The 20017-nt window shown below is 52.4% G+C and carries 17 protein-coding genes and 8 tRNA genes; 20 read left to right on the top strand and 5 right to left on the bottom strand.

Annotated features, from left to right (window positions below; genetic code table 11):
* Positions 1 to 12 precede the first annotated feature (12 nt).
* The 3 genes from HCX89_RS09380 to HCX89_RS09370 form a co-directional block, all read right to left on the bottom strand.
* On the bottom strand, positions 13 to 2187 hold the full coding sequence (locus tag HCX89_RS09380; protein ID WP_167715802.1) for an EAL domain-containing protein: 2175 nt from the start codon (positions 2185 to 2187) through the stop codon (positions 13 to 15).
* Between the two features lie 194 nt (positions 2188 to 2381).
* Positions 2382 to 2672 carry a DUF406 family protein gene (locus HCX89_RS09375; protein WP_028781499.1) on the bottom strand — a complete coding sequence of 97 codons (291 nt, stop codon included), beginning with the start codon at positions 2670 to 2672 and terminating at the stop codon, positions 2382 to 2384.
* A gap of 70 nt (positions 2673 to 2742) precedes the next feature.
* A complete protein-coding gene (locus tag HCX89_RS09370) occupies positions 2743 to 3231 on the bottom strand; it encodes a VC2046/SO_2500 family protein (RefSeq protein WP_115390304.1) in 489 nt (162 codons plus the stop codon).
* Positions 3232 to 3356: 125 nt separating this feature from the next.
* Between HCX89_RS09370 and HCX89_RS09365 the strand changes: the two genes are divergently transcribed.
* The 4 genes from HCX89_RS09365 (at position 3357) to HCX89_RS09350 (ending at position 4926) form a co-directional block, all read left to right on the top strand.
* Positions 3357 to 3441: transfer RNA gene (locus HCX89_RS09365), tRNA-Tyr, on the top strand.
* Positions 3442 to 3478: 37 nt separating this feature from the next.
* Positions 3479 to 3563, top strand: a tRNA-Tyr gene (locus tag HCX89_RS09360).
* Positions 3564 to 3595: 32 nt separating this feature from the next.
* Positions 3596 to 3680 (top strand) — tRNA-Tyr (locus tag HCX89_RS09355).
* 181 nt (positions 3681 to 3861) lie between these two features.
* Positions 3862 to 4926: a PLP-dependent cysteine synthase family protein gene (locus tag HCX89_RS09350; protein WP_167715801.1), complete on the top strand. Its 1065-nt coding sequence runs from the start codon at positions 3862 to 3864 to the stop codon at positions 4924 to 4926.
* A gap of 62 nt (positions 4927 to 4988) precedes the next feature.
* Here HCX89_RS09350 and queE read toward each other — a convergent pair whose 3' ends face one another.
* Positions 4989 to 5657, bottom strand: a complete 669-nt coding sequence (gene queE / locus HCX89_RS09345; RefSeq protein ID WP_144131119.1) for a 7-carboxy-7-deazaguanine synthase QueE — start codon at positions 5655 to 5657, stop codon at positions 4989 to 4991.
* Between the two features lie 180 nt (positions 5658 to 5837).
* On the opposite strand from queE, the gene queC reads away from it, so the two are divergent.
* Positions 5838 to 6590: a 7-cyano-7-deazaguanine synthase QueC gene (queC, locus tag HCX89_RS09340; protein ID WP_045282884.1), complete on the top strand. Its 753-nt coding sequence runs from the start codon at positions 5838 to 5840 to the stop codon at positions 6588 to 6590.
* 29 nt (positions 6591 to 6619) lie between these two features.
* Positions 6620 to 7162 (top strand): rhombosortase, encoded by a 543-nt coding sequence (rrtA, locus tag HCX89_RS09335; protein WP_243757090.1) that lies wholly within the window; start codon positions 6620 to 6622, stop codon positions 7160 to 7162.
* Positions 7163 to 7322: 160 nt separating this feature from the next.
* Here rrtA and uvrB read toward each other — a convergent pair whose 3' ends face one another.
* Positions 7323 to 9335: an excinuclease ABC subunit UvrB gene (gene uvrB, locus HCX89_RS09330; RefSeq protein WP_071237439.1), complete on the bottom strand. Its 2013-nt coding sequence runs from the start codon at positions 9333 to 9335 to the stop codon at positions 7323 to 7325.
* 902 nt (positions 9336 to 10237) lie between these two features.
* Between uvrB and HCX89_RS09325 the strand changes: the two genes are divergently transcribed.
* From HCX89_RS09325 to gloA, 14 genes are all read left to right on the top strand, one after another.
* Positions 10238 to 10313: transfer RNA gene (locus HCX89_RS09325), tRNA-Asn, on the top strand.
* Between the two features lie 48 nt (positions 10314 to 10361).
* A tRNA-Asn gene (locus HCX89_RS09320) sits at positions 10362 to 10437 on the top strand.
* 22 nt (positions 10438 to 10459) lie between these two features.
* Positions 10460 to 10535 (top strand) — tRNA-Asn (locus tag HCX89_RS09315).
* 28 nt (positions 10536 to 10563) lie between these two features.
* Positions 10564 to 10639, top strand: a tRNA-Asn gene (locus HCX89_RS09310).
* 30 nt (positions 10640 to 10669) lie between these two features.
* Positions 10670 to 10745, top strand: a tRNA-Asn gene (locus HCX89_RS09305).
* A gap of 87 nt (positions 10746 to 10832) precedes the next feature.
* Positions 10833 to 12737, top strand: a complete 1905-nt coding sequence (locus HCX89_RS09300; protein ID WP_167715797.1) for an EAL domain-containing protein — start codon at positions 10833 to 10835, stop codon at positions 12735 to 12737.
* Positions 12738 to 12852: 115 nt separating this feature from the next.
* Positions 12853 to 13431 carry an electron transport complex subunit RsxA gene (gene rsxA, locus HCX89_RS09295; RefSeq protein WP_025010232.1) on the top strand — a complete coding sequence of 193 codons (579 nt, stop codon included), beginning with the start codon at positions 12853 to 12855 and terminating at the stop codon, positions 13429 to 13431.
* A gap of 4 nt (positions 13432 to 13435) precedes the next feature.
* Complete coding sequence (rsxB, locus tag HCX89_RS09290) at positions 13436 to 14005, top strand: electron transport complex subunit RsxB (RefSeq protein WP_025010231.1); 570 nt, start codon at positions 13436 to 13438, stop codon at positions 14003 to 14005.
* Entirely contained in the window at positions 13999 to 16182 is a 2184-nt protein-coding gene (rsxC, locus tag HCX89_RS09285) for an electron transport complex subunit RsxC (protein WP_167715794.1), read from the top strand. The genes rsxB and rsxC overlap by 7 nt, the downstream gene beginning before the upstream one ends.
* Position 16183: 1 nt before the next feature.
* The gene (gene rsxD, locus HCX89_RS09280; RefSeq protein WP_115390298.1) at positions 16184 to 17236 is read left to right on the top strand and encodes an electron transport complex subunit RsxD; all 1053 of its coding nucleotides are present in this window, start codon (positions 16184 to 16186) and stop codon (positions 17234 to 17236) included.
* 18 nt (positions 17237 to 17254) lie between these two features.
* Positions 17255 to 17890 (top strand): electron transport complex subunit RsxG, encoded by a 636-nt coding sequence (gene rsxG / locus HCX89_RS09275; protein ID WP_273643269.1) that lies wholly within the window; start codon positions 17255 to 17257, stop codon positions 17888 to 17890.
* A complete protein-coding gene (locus tag HCX89_RS09270; RefSeq protein ID WP_101060155.1) occupies positions 17887 to 18582 on the top strand; it encodes an electron transport complex subunit E in 696 nt (231 codons plus the stop codon). The genes rsxG and HCX89_RS09270 overlap by 4 nt, the downstream gene beginning before the upstream one ends.
* 9 nt (positions 18583 to 18591) lie before the next feature.
* Entirely contained in the window at positions 18592 to 19233 is a 642-nt protein-coding gene (gene nth, locus HCX89_RS09265) for an endonuclease III (protein WP_025011616.1), read from the top strand.
* A gap of 364 nt (positions 19234 to 19597) precedes the next feature.
* On the top strand, positions 19598 to 20008 hold the full coding sequence (gene gloA / locus HCX89_RS09260) for a lactoylglutathione lyase (protein WP_107111560.1): 411 nt from the start codon (positions 19598 to 19600) through the stop codon (positions 20006 to 20008).
* Positions 20009 to 20017: the final 9 nt, after the last annotated feature.

Here is a 20017-nt window from a genome sequence, read left to right as displayed (position 1 = left end):
TGGGCTGGCTAATCAGTGCAGCAACAGCGGTTGACTCTGCTGCAAGAAAGCGCTGAATTCAGCTTCTCTGAGTGCCGGGCTGTACAGGAATCCCTGGGCCTGATGACACATGCAGGATGTGAGAAAACGTTCCTGCTCGGCGGTTTCAACTCCCTCTGCTGTCAGAGAGATATTCAGCGCCTTGGCCATGGCGATAATCGCGCTGACGATTTCGCGACTCTCGCGGCTAATATTGAGATCTGAGATAAAAGACCTGTCTATCTTGAGCTTGCTGATGGGAAACTGTTTCAAATAGCGCATTGAACTGTAACCCGTACCGAAATCATCAATGGCAAGCCCTACCCCCAAATCTGCCAACTCCTGGCATAGATTGGTGGCATAGCGTATATCTTCCATCAACTCGGTTTCGGTGATCTCCAGAATAAGCGTACCTGGCTTCAAGCGGTAACGATTGAGCAGTTGCCACACCTGCTCATAGAGATTGCTGCCGAAAAACTGCCGCGCCGACACATTCACATGCATGGCGATATTAATATTGTGGTGCTGCCACAAATTAAGCTGGCGACAGGCGGCCTCCAGCACCCAGGTACCTATGGCATTGATAAGCCCAGACTGTTCGGCAATATCGATAAAGGCGCCGGGATACAGTACTCCCCGCTTGGGATGGTGCCAGCGGATCAGTGCTTCGGCACCTATGTAACTACAGCTTTGCAAATCTTTAAGCGGCTGATAATAAAGTTCAAACTGTCTGCCCCGAATGGCGGCGTGCAGATCTCTTTCTATCTGGGCGTCATCCTTGAACGCCTTGAGCAACGCGCTGTTGAAAAACTGGATTGCCGTACCCTGCTTCTTCTTGGCGTATTGCAGCGCAATATCGGCACAAGTCAGCGGCGCTACCAATTCGGCGACTTCGGCAATGTCCACCGCCGCCAGTGCCGGCTTGGGATCCACTTGCTCACGGCCGATATTGATGGGATTGCACAATTGTTGATAGAGGCGATGACAACAAACATCGATATCAAGCTCGTTGTTATCATCGAGCAGGAGGGCAAACTCATCACTGCCTACCCTGGCAATATTGCAGCCGGGATAAAGAGAGGCAAAGTGTTTCAAACGGCGGGCCACTTCAATCAGCAAGGCATCACCCTGTTCATGCCCATAGGTATCATTGAAGCGTTTAAAACCAATCAAATCGATCAGCAGCAACTGCCCGCTATAGGTTCTATCGAGTAAACGATTAAAATGGGTGCGGTTGTATAGTCCGGTCAGGCTGCAACGCCAGGCCAAGCGCTCAAGTTCGGCCTGATAATTATGCTGCTCGGTACAATCTTCACTGGAGACCAAGACATAATGGTTACCGCGCTGAGTGATAAATTGACTGGCATGGTATCTGAGCCAATACTCCTGGCCCTGCTCACGATTGAGCATCACTTCACCGGTCGCCACTTCACCGCGCAGCACTTTGGCCAGGGTCATTTCAGCCTGTTTGGGTTGCTGATGAAAAAAGGCCAATTGCTTCAGGCTGGCACCAAGCATTTTTTCTTTCGGGATACCGGTGATCTGTTCATGGGCGCTGTTGATGTATTCAATCGCTTCTGTGTGCAGATTGATTAACATGGTGACCTGGGCCGACTGCTCCGCGGCCGACTGAAACAGCGTCAGTAGTTCATCTTTACGGTAGGCATCATAGGTCGCCAGAGTCAGCGCCAGTTGATCAGCGACTTGCGATGCCAGATGGATCTCCAAATCGCTCCAGAGTTCGCCGGCAATGGTTCGCTCCAGGCTCAATACGCCTTCAATGTGGCCATTGATCCTGATAGCGATATCCAGGGCACTGGCAATACCGTTGGCGTTAAAGTAGACCTCGGCAAGCTCGCTCATCCGCCAATCCGCTAGCGCGTCATTGGCGTCAATGTGGCGTCTTTGTTTGAGTTGATCTATATAGGCGGGTATTTGACTGAGGTGTTGCGGTCTGGGCGTCTGAATAGGTCGCCCTGAGCCAAAGCGGGCAACTTCAAACTGCACATGTTGATCCTTGGACCAGGACCAGACACTGGCGTGTTGCACATCAAGGTACTGACACAAGAGCTCAGTAGCCAGTTCAGCCGTCTTGGCGAAATCGCCCTGCTGCTTGGCAACCGAGTTGGTCAACAACTCCAGCAATCGCTGATACCTACGTCGCTTCACACATGTCCTCAGGTTCCCTTTCGGGCTTAAAGAAACCCGCGCCGAATGCGCGGGCCTGTTATCACTTCTCTGCGCGAGATTACACTTTTACATAATATCCAGCAAGATAACTCATACTTTCTTACATTTACCCTGCCATGGCCGGCCTCACAAGCTTTCGGATCTGGCCACCTTTGACCATTTACTTAAGTCACTTATGCCAAGCCGTTTTCCAACTGAAAAATCATTTTCTCGGCACTACAGGAAAAAGTCAGCGCCAGGGTGACAGCCTGTTCATCGTTGCAGAGCTCAGCCTTGACATCGGCGAAGCGGCCTTCGGCCAATTGCTTTAGCGCCTCGGCATCGGCTACTGCCGACTCACCTTGAAAAGTCAACGAAAGCAAGGTGTCTCCTTCTTCGACCACTGTCCCTATATCCACATAGCTGCCACACTCAGCACAAGTGTCCTGCACATTGGCGGCCTGAGCCTGTTCAATACTCTTCATCTATATGTCTCCGATGCTGATAAGCACTCACCATTATACGACATAGACAAGACCCGGACTGAGGCAAGACTCACGCAGTTTGATAAAGACCGGCCAACCTGCGCTGCTCCGAGAGTTGGTCCACAAACTCCATCGATGCCACCTTGGGTTGGTTCAAGACACCTTCCGTGCGCAGCCTTGTGTGCCAATCGCAGTTATCCAGCGCCTCCTGCATTCCGCTATCTCTCTTTCCCCTGATAACCAAAGGTTCGGGCATCAGGGCCTGGGCCAGTTGAAAGCTGCGCTCACCCTCACTGATAAAATGATAACTGTTGTCTACCGGGGAAGGTTCTTGACTCAAGTCCCCAACCAAAGGTTGAGGCGCAGGCAGATCAAATTGCTGCCGCAGGACAGTGTCCTTTTCAACATCGTCATGCAGGTGAAACTGGGGCCAATCGCGCACATCCTGAGACAGCAACGCCAAAAGCAGGGCAAACTCCCCCCGGCGATGGGACTCAACAGCCAGATTAAGCCGTTCGCCCAATTGCAGTTCATTGATTAAGGAAACATCAGTGCGCATAAAAAAACATCAACAAAACAACTCGTTGTTAGTTAATCGACCAAATGACCACGAACTTTAGCCCTTTTTTTAAAATCGGGCTTTACATGAAAAAGGTTTCTGACTACTATGGCGGCCGCAATTGAGGAGGGGTTCCCGAGTGGCCAAAGGGATCAGACTGTAAATCTGACGGCTCCGCCTTCGAAGGTTCGAATCCTTCTCCCTCCACCATTTGCCTACAATTTAAAAGACACGAAAGTGAAATCGTGGAGGGGTTCCCGAGTGGCCAAAGGGATCAGACTGTAAATCTGACGGCTCCGCCTTCGAAGGTTCGAATCCTTCTCCCTCCACCATCTTTCACTCTAATGTCTGGCTCCAAATATGTGGAGGGGTTCCCGAGTGGCCAAAGGGATCAGACTGTAAATCTGACGGCTCCGCCTTCGAAGGTTCGAATCCTTCTCCCTCCACCATTTCTTTTATATTCCTTTAGTCAATCTTACAAGTTTTTTATCTACGCCCACTGCGTTTAATTCCTTAACAATCAATCATCTAGCCTGTCGCTGTGCCTGAATACGCCTGAGTTTTCGCTATCCATTGTCATTACCTTTGGTTATGATTAAGACCATCCTGTTATAAGAAAGAAGAACAACAATGGCTGATCTCTGGGTAAACGAAGCAATTGCCAAAATCGAAGCCGATTTTCAGCGCAGTGCCGACACGCATTTGATTAAACTGGAACTGCCGGCGGTCGCCGGAGTGGATATCTATCTTAAAGACGAAAGCACCCATCCAACCGGAAGCCTCAAGCACCGTTTGGCAAGATCACTGTTTCTGTACGCCTTGTGTAACGGCTGGATCAAACAGGATACTCCTGTCATTGAATCCTCATCCGGCAGCACAGCTGTCTCCGAGGCCTACTTTGCCCGCCTGCTGGGGCTACCCTTTATTGCGGTTATGCCGGCCTCCACCGCCCGCAAGAAGATACAGCAGATAGAGTTTTATGGCGGCCGGTGTCACTTTGTCAATCACTCCAGCGAAATCTACGCTGAGTCTGAGCGGCTGGCGCGGGAGCTGAATGGCCATTATATGGATCAGTTCACCTATGCCGAGCGGGCCACCGACTGGCGCGGCAACAATAATATTGCCAATGCCATTTTCGATCAGATGCAGCGCGAGCCCTTCCCTATTCCCGAGTGGATTGTGATGAGCCCGGGTACCGGCGGCACTTCGGCCACCATTGGCCGTTATATCCGCTATCAACAGCTTTGCACCAAGCTGTGTGTGGTCGACCCGGATAACTCAGTGTTCTATGACTATTTTCAACAAAGAGATGCGGCCATCACCTGTGAGCAAGGCAGCAAGATTGAAGGTATAGGCCGACCCAGAGTCGAGCCGTCCTTTATCCCGGGGATTGTCGACTCCATGTTGAAGATCCCTGATGCCGCCTCTGTGGCGACAATCCATTGGCTGGAACAGATCATCGGCCGCAAGACAGGGGCCTCGACCGGCACCAACCTCTATGGTGCCCTGATGCTGGCGGCCGAAATGAAACGCGACAACCGCCAGGGCTCAATAGTGACCCTGATCTGCGATCCCGGGGAGCGCTATCTGGACACTTATTACAACCCCGAGTGGATAGCCGCCAACATAGGGGATATCAGCCAGTATCAAAACAAACTGAAGCTGTTTGAAACCACGGGTGAACTCTGCTGCTAACAACGCGCTTCAGATAACAAAAAGCCGCATTAATGCGGCTTTTTGTCGATTACCACTGCGGATCAATCGATATCCAGATACTTGTGAGTCTGAATAGACAAGCGCCAGTTGCGTTCGATACAGACTTTCATCGCCAGTGCCGTCGCCCGGCTCTTCTGGCTGATGGGCTGCAGGCAGATAGTCTTGTCTTTGAGATCCAATCCCCGCAGCAGTTTATCCAGCTCCTCAATATGAGCCTCGGTCGCCACCGGATGCTTAATCTCATTTGCCCGCTCCAGCGCCTGACGCAGCACCGGCATCCCACCCTTCATACCGACCTTAGGCGAGACTGTGACCCAGGTATCTGCGCTGCAATTCACCTCAAAGGTGCCACTGGTTTCAATTTGAGTGCGAAAGCCTGCGGCATTAAATGCTTCTGTCATTTCAGTGAGCGGATAGAGACAAGGCTCACCCCCTGTGATCACTATATGCCTGGCATTGAATCCCTGCTGTTTGAACGCCTCCAGTAAAGACTTGGCATCATGCTCTGCCCAGCGACCGATACTGCCATCGGTGCGGATCACATCGGCAGGTTTCACCTGATTATGCTCAAGCTTGTCCCAGGTCTGGCGGGTATCACACCAAGGACACCCCACAGGGCACCCCTGCAAACGCACAAAAATGGCCGGAACGCCGGTAAACACACCTTCTCCCTGCAGGGTTTCAAAGACTTCGTTGACGGGGTAGTACATCGGGGTTCCTCATATTTGCCGGGGCGGCATTTATAGAGGAATTTGGCCCCAAGCGCAAGGATGAGCGAATTTTCCGTTCTTTACCCCGCCGGTGCTGACAGCCGGCCAAATTAGGGTAAACTGTGACGATTGAGTCATCCCTTTGAATAGACACTTATGTCTTCATCCAATCAATCGCTTATGTCATCAGAATCAAACGCACCGCAAACCCAAACCGCAGAGTCGCCCCGGAGCACTAAGCCAGCTATTTCCAAGGCGATAGTCGTTTTCAGCGGCGGTCAGGACTCCACCACCTGCCTTATTCAGGCCTTGGCCCAGTATGATGAAGTACATGCCATCACCTTCGACTATGGCCAGCGCCACAGCCAGGAGATTGAAGTTGCCAAACAACTGGCGCAAAAACTCGGCGCCGCCAGTCACAAGGTGCTGGATGTTACTCTGCTCAATGAGTTGGCCATCTCGGCCCTCACCCGCGACAATATCCCGGTATCAAACGACTTGATGGACAATGGTCTGCCCAATACTTTTGTTCCCGGACGCAATATTCTGTTTCTGACCCTGGCGGGGATCTACGCCTATCAAATAGGCGCCGATGCCGTCATCACAGGTGTCTGCGAGACCGACTTCTCCGGCTACCCGGACTGCCGTAATGACTTTATCAAGGCGATGGAGTCTGCGCTGGTACAAGGCATGGACAGACAGCTGCGTTTGGTTACGCCACTCATGTGGCTCAACAAGGCCGAAACCTGGGCACTGGCAGATAAATACCAGCAACTGCCACTGGTAAGGGATGAAACCCTTACCTGCTATAACGGCATTCTTGGCAAAGGCTGTGGCACCTGCCCCGCCTGCTTACTGCGCCAAAAAGGGCTGGATGAGTATCTAGCAACACCGGACAGCATCCAGGCAATACTGGCGGCCAAGACAGCGTGAAGCCGAGCTCCGCTTATTTTTCAGGTGTTGTGTTAACAGCCCTGGCGCTGCTGCTGTATTCTCTGCCGCTCACTGAGCTGTTGGCATTTCGCCGCAGCGCCATAGAACAAGGTGAGCTGTGGCGGCTTGTCAGCGGCAATCTGCTGCACACCAACTTCTGGCATCTGCTGATGAACCTCGCCGGGTTTTGGGTGATCCTTTATCTGCATAAGGAACACTATAACGCCCTGGGTGTATTGATATTGACCCTGGCACTCTGTCTGTTTGAAGGTGTAGGGCTATATCTTTGCTACCCGAAGCTTATGGGTTATGTTGGGCTAAGTGGCATACTGCACGGCCTGTTTGCCTTCGGCGCCCTGGCCGATATTCGCCGAGGTCGCAGTTCAGGTTACCTGCTGCTTGCTGGCGTTATCGCCAAAGTCGGCTGGGAGCAATGGCAAGGGGCGGCCGCTGAAGTCAGCGCACTGATTGGCGCCAGAGTCGCGGTTGAAGCACATCTTGTTGGCCTGATTGGCGGTATCGCACTGTTTGGTTTGTGGCGACTGAGTGCTTATAAAGCGCCGAAACTTTGATACCAAGCCTAAGCATTTAAATAGGGGTTTTTAAATTAGGCTTTTAAATCAAGCTCTTTAAAGTCGTTGACAGATGAACAGCACAAAGAACCCGGCTTTTGCCGGGTTCTTTGTCAATGGATCAATTTTAGGGAAGGTGTGAACAAGCCCCATGTGTGCTTTAGGCCTTGATAAGCTCCTCTCTGAGCCTTGCCACTTCATCACGCAGCGCAGCGGCCTGCTCAAACTCCAGATCCCTGGCATGCTGGTGCATCTGTTTTTCCAGCCTGTCGATTTCATGCGCCAGATTGGCAGCGTCCACCTGATAAGCCGACTTGCGCTCCGCCACCTTGCGAGCACCCGGCTGGGGTGCTGCCGACGAGGGGGAATCTCCCACATCCATAACATCTGTGATCTTCTTCACCAAGCCCTTGGGCACTATGCCATTGGCCAGGTTGAAGGCGTGCTGTTTCTCGCGGCGACGATTGGTTTCATCCATGGCCTTTGCCATTGAAGGGGTCACCTTATCGGCGTAAAGGATCACCTTGCCGTTAATGTTACGGGCTGCGCGGCCTATGGTCTGGATAAGCGAGCGCTCGGAGCGCAGGAAGCCCTCTTTATCGGCGTCGAGTATGCACACCAGAGACACTTCCGGCATGTCCAGCCCTTCCCTGAGCAAGTTGATGCCGACCAGCACGTCGAATACCCCCTTACGTAAATCGCGAATGATCTCTACCCGCTCCACGGTATCCACGTCCGAGTGCAAATAACGCACCTTAACGCCGTGTTCATCGAGATATTCGGTGAGATCTTCCGCCATCCGCTTGGTCAGCGTGGTCACCAGCACACGTTCGTTGACGGCAATGCGCTTGTTGGCCTCAGACAGCAGATCATCCACTTGAATCGCCACCGGCCGCACTTCCAGCTCGGGATCCAACAAACCAGTAGGCCTGACCACTTGCTCGGCCACATCGCCGCCGCTGCGTTCAAGTTCATAACTGCCCGGTGTAGCCGACACATAAATCGTCTGCGGCATCAAGGACTCGAACTCTTCAAACTTGAGCGGTCTGTTATCCAGTGCCGATGGCAGGCGGAAACCGTACTCCACCAGGGTGGTTTTCCTCGAACGGTCACCCTTGTACATGGCACCTATCTGCGGCACAGTCACATGGGACTCGTCGATGATCAGCAGACCATCCGGCGGCAGATAATCCAGCAAAGTTGGCGGCCCTTCTCCCGGTGCACGCCCGGAGAGATAACGGGAGTAGTTTTCGATACCGGAGCAATAACCCAGCTCTGTCATCATCTCCACATCGTACTGCACCCGCTCGCTGATCCTTTGTGCCTCAATCAGCTTATTGGCATCCAGCAACTGCTGACGGCGCTCTCTGAGCTCGGCCTTTATCTGCTCTGTGGCCGCCAATATTTTTTCTCTCGGGGTCACGTAGTGAGTCTTGGGGTAAACCGTGGCCCGGGCAATGCGTTTACGTACCTGGCCGGTCAAAGGGTCAAACAGCGACAGCTGCTCTATTTCATCATCGAACAACTCGACCCTAATAGCATCCCGGTCCGATTCGGCCGGGAAGATATCTATTACCTCACCGCGCACCCTGAAGGTACCGCGCTGCAGTTCAATATCGTTGCGGCTGTATTGCAACTCGCTGAGCCGCTGCAATATATCCCGCTGGCCCATGATGTCGCCCTGGCGCAAGTGCAGCAGCATCTTCATGTAAGAGTCGGGATCGCCAAGACCATAAATGGCTGAAACCGAGGCCACCAACACCACATCACGCCGCTCCAGCAAGGCCTTGGTGGCCGAGAGTCGCATCTGCTCGATATGAGCGTTGACCGAAGCATCCTTCTCAATAAAGGTGTTGGTCGAAGGCACATAGGCTTCCGGTTGGTAGTAGTCATAGTAGGAAACGAAGTATTCCACCGCGTTATGGGGGAAAAACTCTTTCATCTCACCGTAGAGTTGCGCCGCCAACGTTTTATTGGGCGCCATAATGATGGTTGGCCGCCCTTGATTGGCAATCACATTGGCAATGGTGAAAGTTTTTCCTGAGCCGGTAACCCCCAGCAAAGTTTGGTTGGCGAGCCCGGATTCCAGGCCATCAACCAGTTTGGCAATGGCGGAGGGCTGATCTCCGGCAGGAGAATACTGAGACTCCAAACGAAACGGCGTAGCTGACACTTTAATGCTCCTTCGGTTAAGCCTTTCATTTTACTCATTGGGCCGAATTACGCCAAGCCAAAAGCCGCATTACTCCTGCCAACATGATGTCAGCAGCAGCTTGTGCTGAAACTCAGCAACGAGACGGCAGATGTGGCGGCCAAATATAAAAAATCCATCCGAATGAATCACTGAGATGGATTTAATGCACAAGGATTGGCAGATACTTCCTTACAGCTTTGTTACAAAAATCACCAAGCAAACCAAAGCGGCTTGACTTTTATATCTTGCTGTTTTTGTTATGTTTATATTTTAGCCTCCCAAATTGACCATTTTAAGTTCAATGCTGATGCCACAAGGGTTTGCAGCCCATAAAGCGGGGAAGCTCACAGGTTTATCCACAGATTTAGTGGATAAGTCAGTGTAACCCTTTAGCCATGGGGGCTTGAGGCATCCAGTTCCATTTATCCTACCCTGGTGGGTATTTTGTAATAAAAGAACATATGAAAGTGTGGTACTCACAAAGCGGATTAAGCTGCACCAAAAATGAACACAAAATGATTGTGCTGCCCTTTTTTGAGCGGTGTTCTATCTTGCTTGAAGCGCTCAGTTTGATGCCCCTTTCATAATCCCCCATGGTATTTATCTATGGCATGGCAGCTCAATCGCTAGAAAAGGGCTCATTAAGGTCGATATCCTTGTTGCAAATGGCAAGAGGTCTGAGTCAAACGCCTGGCACATAAGTGTTTAGCCGTTATTTTTTAAGCAAAAAATATCCATAAAGCAGTTTTATCCATCACTGTGAGCATTAGATAAGCAATTAACAGCTTAATGACACTTTTTTTGGGGATGCGAGTTGACTCCACCCACAGAGCGATTTACTATGCGCTCCGTTCTCAGCGAGACAAGCGAGAAATTGCGATTCCCCTGTAGTTCAGTCGGTAGAACGGCGGACTGTTAATCCGTATGTCACTGGTTCAAGTCCAGTCAGGGGAGCCACTTCAAGCAAGTCTTATGAAAACAATAGGTTAATCCTAGCTAAATTATTCCCCTGTAGTTCAGTCGGTAGAACGGCGGACTGTTAATCCGTATGTCACTGGTTCGAATCCAGTCAGGGGAGCCAATTTAGTTAGCTTGAAATCTGTTCCCCTGTAGTTCAGTCGGTAGAACGGCGGACTGTTAATCCGTATGTCACTGGTTCAAGTCCAGTCAGGGGAGCCACTTCAAGTTTGACCTAAGCGAAATCTGTTCCCCTGTAGTTCAGTCGGTAGAACGGCGGACTGTTAATCCGTATGTCACTGGTTCAAGTCCAGTCAGGGGAGCCACTTCGATTTCCGCTCAGCATCATATTCTATTCCCCTGTAGTTCAGTTGGTAGAACGGCGGACTGTTAATCCGTATGTCACTGGTTCGAGTCCAGTCAGGGGAGCCACCTCACCTCTTTCTGCGTTTTGTATTTATAACAAATACGTATACAATTTCGACAATCGTCTCGACATTGGTCTGAACTCAGATAAAGATGGGCATTTCGCGCTTTTTTCAACTGTTACTATTATTGGGGTTTCTGGCTACCGGCATGGTGCTGCTACAGCAGGAGCGGCAGATTCTGGAGCAGGAAGGTAATGCCCTGTTGCAGCGATTACAACAAGCGCAGGAGCAAGCCCAGGACGCAGATGATGCCGCAATCCTTTACCGGCAGCTGCAGGACACTGCTCCACTGCAGTTTTTCCAATATACAGATGACGCCGACGGCCAAAATAATCTTACCAGAGGCAGTTTCCTGCCTGAGATGAACTGGCAATATTATTTGTTGCCGTTGCAACTCGAATCCCAATACCGCTTCGCTTCCGGGCGGGTTTTACTTAAGCCCGACCTCAGCCCTCTTAGAGATCAAGGGATCCATACACTCTGGCTAGCAGGATTACGCTTACTGCCTCTTTATCTGGCCCTGGCGTTAATCTTTGCCTTGATGATGGGCCGTCATAAACGCGTCCTCAAATATGCGGCAGAGTATTTAACCAAGATGTCCCAAGGCCAGTTTGATTCTCTGGCACAGAGCCGCTTTCGGGGTGAACTCAAGCCCTTGGGGCAAGCATTGGAGCAAAGTCGGCAGCTGTTCAAGCTGCAGTTTGACAAACTTGAGTCGGAAAATCTGGCACTGAAGAAGCTCGCCTATGAAGATCCGGTAACCGGCTTTGGCACCCGCCAGCACTTCACCGAAAAACTGCAGCAACTGTCTCTTTCCGGCAAATCACAAATTGGAGTGTTAATCCTGGTAAAAGCCACTGAGCTTGGTCATATCAATCAACTACACGGCCGTCAGGGCGGCGATGACTATCTTGCCCGTGTCGCGGTTTGTATTCGCCGGGCACTCCAGGGCTACAAAAACAGCGAAAGCTTTCGTATTGCCAGTACTGACTTTGCCATCTTTATCCCCTCAATTGTGCTGAAAGACGCGCAAACCTTTGCCACCCAGCTCAAGCGTGAGCTGGAAGAGCATCAAGCAGAACTGCAAACAGACTCCATTGCCCATACAGGTATAGTGGCCTACGCCAGCGACAAAGATCCCATGGGTATTCTCGCCATGGCCGATACCGCCGCCAACGTCGCGCAAACCTTGGGCCCTAATGCGGTGCAGTTCCAGGATAAGAATATGCTGGATGAAAAACTCGGGGATAACCGCTGGAAACTGGCCATTGAAGACTTGCTGAAGCGCCGGGCGCTCAAGTTTTACCAGCAACCCATTCAGCCCTGTCGCAGCGAGGTAGATGGCTACCGGGAGTTGTTGGCACGCTTTTACAACAGTGAAGGCAAGTTTCTACCTACAGCCACGGTGATCGCCATGGCCGAACGTCACGGCATGAGTCAGGAACTGGATAAACTGGTACTGCTCAGCGCCTTGAAACTACTGCAGAGCCTGCCAAACCTCAGCGGTAATATCGGCGTCAATCTGAGCCCGGGTTCAGCCTCCAAAGAAAGCTTTATAGCCTGGGCCCGAGATCTGCTTTCCAAACACCCGAGATTGGCCTCAAGGCTGGTGTTTGAGATCAATGAAGCAGGTATGCAGGGCAATCTGGCTGCCAGTCACAAGTTCGTTCGCGCCATGCACAGCGTCGGCTGCAGGGTATCGGTAGAACGCTTCGGCATGGGCTTTACCTCATTCAAATTCTTCCGAGAGGTGCGCCCCGACTATATCAAACTGGATCCCAGCTATACCCAGGCAATAGATGAAGACACCAATAACCAGTTCTTTGTCCGTATGTTGGTCGATGTGGCTCGCCGCAGTGGTGTCAGGGTGATAGCCTGCGGCATCGAGCGGCAGGAAGAGAAGATGGTGGTGGAGAAATTGCTGGTCGATGGCATGCAGGGCTTCTACATCGCCAAGCCACAACAGCTGGATCCCGCCGAAATGAACAGAAATTAATGCCATTTATGGCCAAATACGGGCGCAAAGAAGGTAAACCCTGCTTTCTATATGTTGTTTATGACCACTGAAACACTGATAATAACCGCTAAGAAATCACAACGCCTGTAATGAGATGAGTGAGTATCTCCTGTTGTTGATTGGCACTGTGCTGGTCAACAATTTTGTATTAGTGAAATTCCTTGGCTTATGCCCGTTTATGGGGGTGTCCAGCAAGCTGGAATCTGCCATAGGTATGTCCATGGCAACCACCTTTGTCATGACCTTGGCTGCCATTCTCAGCTATCTGGTCAACCAGTATCTGCTGCTGCCATTCGATCTGGGCTACCTGCGCACCATGAGCTTTATTCTGGTTATCGCCGTGGTGGTACAGTTCACCGAAATGGTGGTACAGAAAACCAGTGCGACTCTGCATAGGGCGCTGGGGATTTACCTGCCGCTTATCACCACCAACTGTGCCGTGTTGGGTGTAGCCCTGCTGAACATCAATGAAAACCACGATTTTATGCAGAGTGCCATCTATGGTTTTGGCGCTGCCGCCGGGTTTTCACTGGTGCTTATCCTGTTTTCGGCGATGCGCGAACGTCTGGCGGCGGCCGATGTCCCAGCGCCTTTCAAAGGCAGTGCTATCGCCATGATCACCGCCGGCCTGATGTCGCTGGCCTTCATGGGCTTTACCGGTTTAGTCAAATAGAGTTATGTCTTCCATGCTAATTGCAGTCATTTTATTGTCTCTGCTGGCGCTGGTATTCGGCGTTTTACTCGGCTTCGCCGCCGAGAAGTTTAAAGTTCAGGGCAATCCGATAGTGGATCAGGTCGAAGCCCTGTTGCCACAAACCCAGTGTGGTCAATGCGGCTACCCTGGTTGCCGCCCCTATGCCGAGGCCATAGCCAACGGCGAGAAGATCAATCGCTGCCCTCCGGGCGGTACCGCCACCATGGAGAAACTGGCCGATCTTATGGGGGTCGATCCCGAGCCTCTCGATGCCAGTGTTGAAACCCAGGTCAAAAAGGTCGCCTACATTCGTGAAGAGGAATGTATCGGCTGTACCAAGTGTATTCAGGCCTGTCCGGTAGACGCCATTATAGGAACGGGCAAGCTGATGCACACAGTCCTGACCAGCAACTGCACCGGCTGCGATCTCTGTGTTGAACCCTGCCCTGTGGATTGTATCGATATGATCCCGGTGAAACAGGATCTGAAAACCTGGGACTGGCAGCTTAACGCAATTCCAGTGAAGTTGGTGGAAGAGGACAAGCCGTGCTGACATTACTCGAACAGTTGGATAAAGGAACTCAGTGGCGCCTGACCGGCGGAATTCATCCGCCGCAGATGAAAGACCTCTCCAATGGCAGTTCTATCGGGCGTCTACCGCTTGCCAGTGAATTCTTATTGCCCGTACCTCAGGTTGGTGACAGCGCCGTGCTCGAAGTCAAAGTAGGCGACAGAGTGCTCAAGGGCCAAGCGCTGACCCGTGGACTGAGCGCCATGTATCTGGCGGTGCATGCCCCCACCTCAGGCATCATTCGCGCCATAGAGCAAAGACCGAGCAACCACCCTTCTGCCCTGCCGGTATTGACCTGTGTGCTGGAAGCCGATGGCCAGGATCAAGCCATAGATTTTGATCAGCAAGACATCGCAGCATTAAGCCGCGAGCAGATCCTCAGCCGCATTCGCCAGGCCGGGATAGCCGGATTGGGCGGAGCCATGTTTCCGGCCCACATCAAACTCAACCCCGCCAGTGAGATTGAACTGCTGTTGATCAACGGCGTGGAATGCGAGCCTTATATCAGCGCCGATGACAGATTGATGCGCGAACACGCCAGGGAAATTCTGGATGGCATTGAAATTGTTCACGGGCTGCTAAATCCCAAACGGGTAATTATCGCCATCGAGGATAACAAGCCCGAAGCCGTACAGGCGATGCAGCAGGCGCTTGATAGCTGCCACCTGCCCAAGGGAAGTATCAGGATCACTGTGATCCCGACCAAATACCCTTCCGGCGGTGAAAAGCAGCTGATCCAGATCATTACCGGGCAGGAAGTGCCTTCCGGCGCCATTCCGGCGCAACTTGGGATAGTAGTGCACAACGTAGGCACCGCCTTCGCCATTCGTGAAGCCGTTTGCCTGGGTAAGCCTCTCATAGAGCGGGTCGTCACAGTGACCGGCGGCAATATTCCAAAGCCGGGTAATTACTGGGTGCCACTGGGCACGCCCATAGCCCATATACTTGAGCAAAGTGGCTTCACCCCCAGCGGTCAGGATACCGTCATCATAGGCGGCCCCATGATGGGCCACACCTTACCCCTTATTAAGGTGCCGCTGCTCAAAGGCAGTAACTGTATTCTGGTGCCATCTGCCAGCGAGATCAGCCCTCCAGCCGAGGAGAAGGCCTGCATTCGCTGCGGTGAATGTGCTCAGGTGTGCCCGGCATCTCTATTGCCCCAGCAACTCTACTGGCACAGTAAAGCCGAGGAATATGACAAGGCCAGCGCCTACAACCTCAGAGACTGCATCGAATGTGGCTGCTGTAGTTATGTTTGTCCATCGGATATTCCTCTGGTGGAGTATTACCGAGTTGCCAAGGCGGCCATTAAGCGTAATCAAGAAGAGAAACAGCTGGCCGAGCAGGCCAAGCAAAGATTCGATGCCAGGCTCAAACGGCTGGAGGCCGAGAAACAGGCCCGGGAAGCCAAAGCCAAGGCCGCAGCCGATAAGCGCCGCGCCGCCATGGGCAGTGGTGAGAAAGACGCCGTTGCCGAAGCCATGGCCAGGATCAAGGCGAAAAAAGCCGCAGAAGCCTCTGTGGTGGCCACCGAAAGCCCGGTAGAAAAAGCCGTGGAAACTGACTCGGCAGTTATCCAGCCAAAGGCGGACAAGAGAAAGAGCGATGTCGCGGCAGCGATTGCCAGGGCCAAGGCCAAAAAGGCCGCTGCACAAGGCACTGTTCCTGCTGAAGAAGTTGCTGATGCGACTACAGATAATGCAGCTGAAGGCACAACACCTAGCTCGGACAAGAAAGCTCAGGTCGCAGCCGCTATCGCCCGCGCCAAGGCGAAAAAGGCCGCTGCAGCCTCAGGGCAGGCCGAAACTGGCACTTGCGAAACTCAAGATGCACAGGCCAGCAGCACTCAAGCGACAGCCTCCGAAGCAAGCCAAACCGTAAGCGATGATAGCAAGCAGGCTCGTATCGCGGCAGCGGTTGCCAAAGCCAAGGCCAAGAAAGCCGCGGCGGCAAGTGAACAACCACAGGACAAAGGCGCGGCAAATACGCCTGTTTCGGCTGAAAGTCGGCCTCCAAGCGAGTCGACAACCGCTACCGAGCCCTCGTCCGCTGGTAGTACCCCGTCTGATGACAGTAAACAGGCGCGTATTGCCAGGGCAGTAGCCAAAGCCAAACAAAAGGCCAAAGAGAAGGCGCTCAGCGCACAGGAGAAAGATTGATATGGCGTTTAAAATAGCCTCCTCCCCCCATGTCAGCCGGCCGCTGCAAACCAGCACTGTGATGCAAAGGGTGCTGCTCTGCGCCCTGCCCGGCCTGGTAGTGCAGTGTGTATTTTTTGGTTGGGGCAGCCTTATTCAGGTACTGCTGGCTGTGACGGTCGCTTTGATTTCAGAGGCCGCCATCCTCAAGTTGCGTAAGCGCAAGGTACTTTCGACTTTGTCGGATAACAGCGCGGCTCTGACAGCAGTTCTTATCGGTATTGCCGTACCGCCACTCGCCCCTTGGTGGATGGTGGTGATAGGTACAAGTTTTGCCATCATCATGGTCAAACAGCTGTATGGCGGTTTGGGAAACAACCTGTTCAATCCGGCCATGGCCGCCTATGTACTGCTGTTGGTGGCCTTCCCGGTACAGATGACCAGTTGGGTCGCACCGGCGACTGTTGCCCAGCACTCTCCGGATTTTCTCACCAGTTTGCAGGTGATTTTCGGCGCCAGCCAAGGCAGCGTTGCCGAGTACTTCCAGCTCGGTATCGATGGCGTCACCATGGCGACACCACTCGATACGCTGAAAACGGATCTATCTATGGGAATGACCACTACCGAGAGCCTGCAAAAACCAATTTTTGCCGGCACTATCAACAGTGGCTGGTTTTGGGTCAACCTGGCCTACCTGTGCGGTGGTCTGGCGCTGTTGAAGATGAAGCTTATCCGCTGGCATATCAGTGTCGGTGTACTGGCCTCGCTGTTTATCTGCAGCGGCTTTGCCTATGCGCTTGGGCCAGATACCCATGTCAGCCCGCTTATTCACCTGTTTAGTGGCGCCACCATGCTGGCGGCTTTCTTTATTGCCACGGATCCTGTAACCGCGCCGGCCAGCAATCGGGGCCGATTGATCTTCGGCGCCCTAATCGGCTTGGTGGTGTACCTTATCAGAAGCTTTGGGGGTTACCCTGACGCCTTTGCTTTTGCAGTGTTACTGGCCAACCTGTGCGCCCCTTTGATCGACTACTATGTCAAACCCCGAGCCTATGGCCATCGCGCCGGACATTGATAGCAAGAGAGATAGACAGTGCAAAAATCCATGTTGAAAAATGGTCTACTTTTGGGCCTGTTTGCCCTGATATGCACCGCGGTGGTGGCGGTTGTCAATGACAGTACCCGAGATGCGATCCTGGCGCAGCAAAAGTTGGAGCTCAGGCGCACTCTGGAGCAGATCATTCCCAATGAACTGCACGACAATCCGCTCGAGGAAAGCTGCATTCTATTGCAGGATAAAGACGCCCTGGGCACAACTCAGCCCATGCCGGCTTATATCGCCACCCAAGATGCCCAGCCGGTCGCTATTGCCATCGAAACCATAGCGCCGGATGGCTACAATGGTGAAATACGCTTGATCATAGGTATCAAGACAGATGGCACTGTGCTTGGTGTTCGCACTCTGTCGCATCAGGAAACCCCTGGGCTGGGTGACAAGATTGAGCGCAAGAAATCTGATTGGGTGGACGGCTTTATCGGCAGAAAGCTTCAAGGCAGTGATGACAAGGCCTGGTATGTGAAGAAAGACGGCGGCGAAATTGACCAGTTTACCGGGGCGACCATTACCCCCAGGGCCTACGTCAAGTCGATGAGAAACACCCTGGCCTTCTTTGAAGCCAATAAGAAGACCATTTTTTCCCAATCACAGACATGTGAGGCAAGCCAATGAGTTTATATCGCGATATCGCCTGGCAAGGCTTGTGGAAAAATAACCCCGGACTGGTGCAGATGTTGGGACTCTGTCCCCTGCTGGCAGTGACCTCCACCTTTACCAACGCCTTGGGGCTTGGGCTCGCAACTGCGTTGGTGTTGATAGGTTCCAACACCACTGTATCCCTGGTGCGCAATTTTGTGCCCAAAGAGATCCGCATTCCCGTATTCGTAATGATTATTGCCGCACTGGTAACCGCAGTGCAGTTGCTGGTTAACGCATACGCCTATGGCCTATACGTTTCTCTCGGTATTTTCCTGCCACTCATAGTGACCAACTGTGTCATCATAGGCCGCGCCGAAGCCTTTGCCTCACGCAACTCACCAATGAGCGCCGCCTTTGATGGCTTAATGATGGGTATTGGCTTTACCTTGGTATTGATGGTGCTCGGCGGAGGCAGGGAAATACTGGGGCAAGGTACCCTATTTGACGGTGCAGAGCAGCTGCTGGGACCTTGGGCTGCGAGCCTGCTCATTGAAGTCTGGCAAGTAGACACTCCCTTCCTGCTGGCGATGTTACCGCCCGGCGCCTTTTTGGGAATGGGTTTGCTGATTGCGCTGAAAAACGTGATCGACAAGAAATTCGCTGAGCGCCAACCCAGAGTGCAAACTGCCCCAGTGGAGCGCGCCAGGATCACCAAAGTCAACTGAGGTCATTGAGTGAACAAAGACAAGAGACGGGCGATACTCGAACGCCTGCGGGACAACAATCCTCATCCCCAGACAGAGCTGAATTATTCCAGCCCTTTTGAACTATTGGTTGCAGTAACGCTATCGGCGCAGGCAACCGATGTCAGCGTCAACAAGGCCACTGACAAGCTGTTTCCGGTGGCTAATACCCCACAGGCGATTGCCGATCTCGGGGTTGAAGGGCTGAAGGAATATATCAAGACCATAGGGCTTTATAACAATAAGGCCATCAATGTGGTGGCACTGTCCAAGATCCTTGTAGAGAAGTACAACGGCGAAGTCCCCGAAAACCGCGAGGCGCTGGAGTCACTGCCCGGGGTTGGTCGCAAGACCGCCAATGTGGTGCTCAACACCGCCTTTGGTTGGCCAACCATAGCCGTGGACACTCACATTTTTCGGGTCAGCAACCGCACCCGCTTTGCACCGGGGAAAAATGTTCAGGAAGTGGAAGATAAACTGCTCAAAGTGGTGCCGGCCGAGTTCAAAGTTGACGTCCACCACTGGCTTATTCTTCACGGGCGCTATACCTGCATCGCCAGAAAGCCCCGCTGCGGCAGTTGTCTGATTGAAGATCTGTGTGAATTCAAAGAAAAAATCTATCCGGAAGATTAATCCAGAAACGACAATGCCGCCCTAAGGCGGCATTGGCTTACATATTCTTGCTCAGCGCCAATCAAAAAATCTGTACAATCATAGCGGCGAAAACGATTGCAATTACCAAGGTAGATCCAATAGCCATTTTCAATTCTGTAGTCATGCTTGTCTCCTGCATCCAGCTAAGATAGGGTTGACACCATTATTAATGAAGCAGACACAAATACCATGTTTATTTCATGGATTTGTGAACTGGCTATCAAGTTAACGGCGGCCGGAACCACTCTATTTGGGAGTGATTCTCACCTCCCCGGATCTCGCTTGATCATCCACGCTACGGAAGCTCAACTGGGTTTCCGTTTTAGAACCAAAAGAGGTAGCAATGTCACAAGTTCTCCATACCATGCTCAGGGTCGGTAACCTTGAACGCAGCATCCACTTCTACACAGAAATCATGGGAATGAAGCTGCTGCGTCAATCGGAAAACCCTGAATATAAATATACCCTCGCCTTCGTCGGCTATGGCGAAGAATCAACCGGCCAGGCAGTCATAGAGCTCACCTACAACTGGGGAACAGAGCATTATGATATGGGTAATGCCTTTGGTCATATTGCCATAGGTGAAGAAGATATCTACGCCCGTTGTGAAGCCATCAGCGCCGCCGGTGGCAAGGTTATCCGCGCCCCAGGCCCTGTTGCCGGCGGAACCACTGAAATCGCTTTTGTTGAAGATCCTGACGGTTACAAAATCGAGCTCATTCAAATGAGCTCGGCTGAGCACGGCTTGGGTTAAACAATCAGA

The organism is Shewanella sp. Iso12 (genome assembly GCF_012030025.1).
GTDB classification, from domain to species: Bacteria; Pseudomonadota; Gammaproteobacteria; order Enterobacterales; family Shewanellaceae; genus Shewanella; species Shewanella algae.
This window is presented reverse-complemented; position numbering and strand designations above follow the sequence as displayed.

Bases quoted from the DNA above. Each gene is read 5' to 3' on its own strand.
- HCX89_RS09375 (WP_028781499.1), bottom strand. From the start codon at position 2,672: ATGAAGAGTATTGAACAGGCTCAGGCCGCCAATGTGCAGGACACTTGT.
- HCX89_RS09370 (WP_115390304.1), bottom strand. From the start codon at position 3,231: ATGCGCACTGATGTTTCCTTAATCAATGAACTGCAATTGGGCGAACGG.
- HCX89_RS09350 (WP_167715801.1), top strand. From the start codon at position 3,862: ATGGCTGATCTCTGGGTAAACGAAGCAATTGCCAAAATCGAAGCCGAT.
- queE (WP_144131119.1), bottom strand. From the start codon at position 5,657: ATGTACTACCCCGTCAACGAAGTCTTTGAAACCCTGCAGGGAGAAGGT.
- queC (WP_045282884.1), top strand. From the start codon at position 5,838: ATGTCATCAGAATCAAACGCACCGCAAACCCAAACCGCAGAGTCGCCC.
- HCX89_RS09300 (WP_167715797.1), top strand. From the start codon at position 10,833: ATGGGCATTTCGCGCTTTTTTCAACTGTTACTATTATTGGGGTTTCTG.
- rsxA (WP_025010232.1), top strand. From the start codon at position 12,853: ATGAGTGAGTATCTCCTGTTGTTGATTGGCACTGTGCTGGTCAACAAT.
- rsxB (WP_025010231.1), top strand. From the start codon at position 13,436: ATGTCTTCCATGCTAATTGCAGTCATTTTATTGTCTCTGCTGGCGCTG.
- rsxD (WP_115390298.1), top strand. From the start codon at position 16,184: ATGGCGTTTAAAATAGCCTCCTCCCCCCATGTCAGCCGGCCGCTGCAA.
- HCX89_RS09270 (WP_101060155.1), top strand. From the start codon at position 17,887: ATGAGTTTATATCGCGATATCGCCTGGCAAGGCTTGTGGAAAAATAAC.
- gloA (WP_107111560.1), top strand. From the start codon at position 19,598: ATGTCACAAGTTCTCCATACCATGCTCAGGGTCGGTAACCTTGAACGC.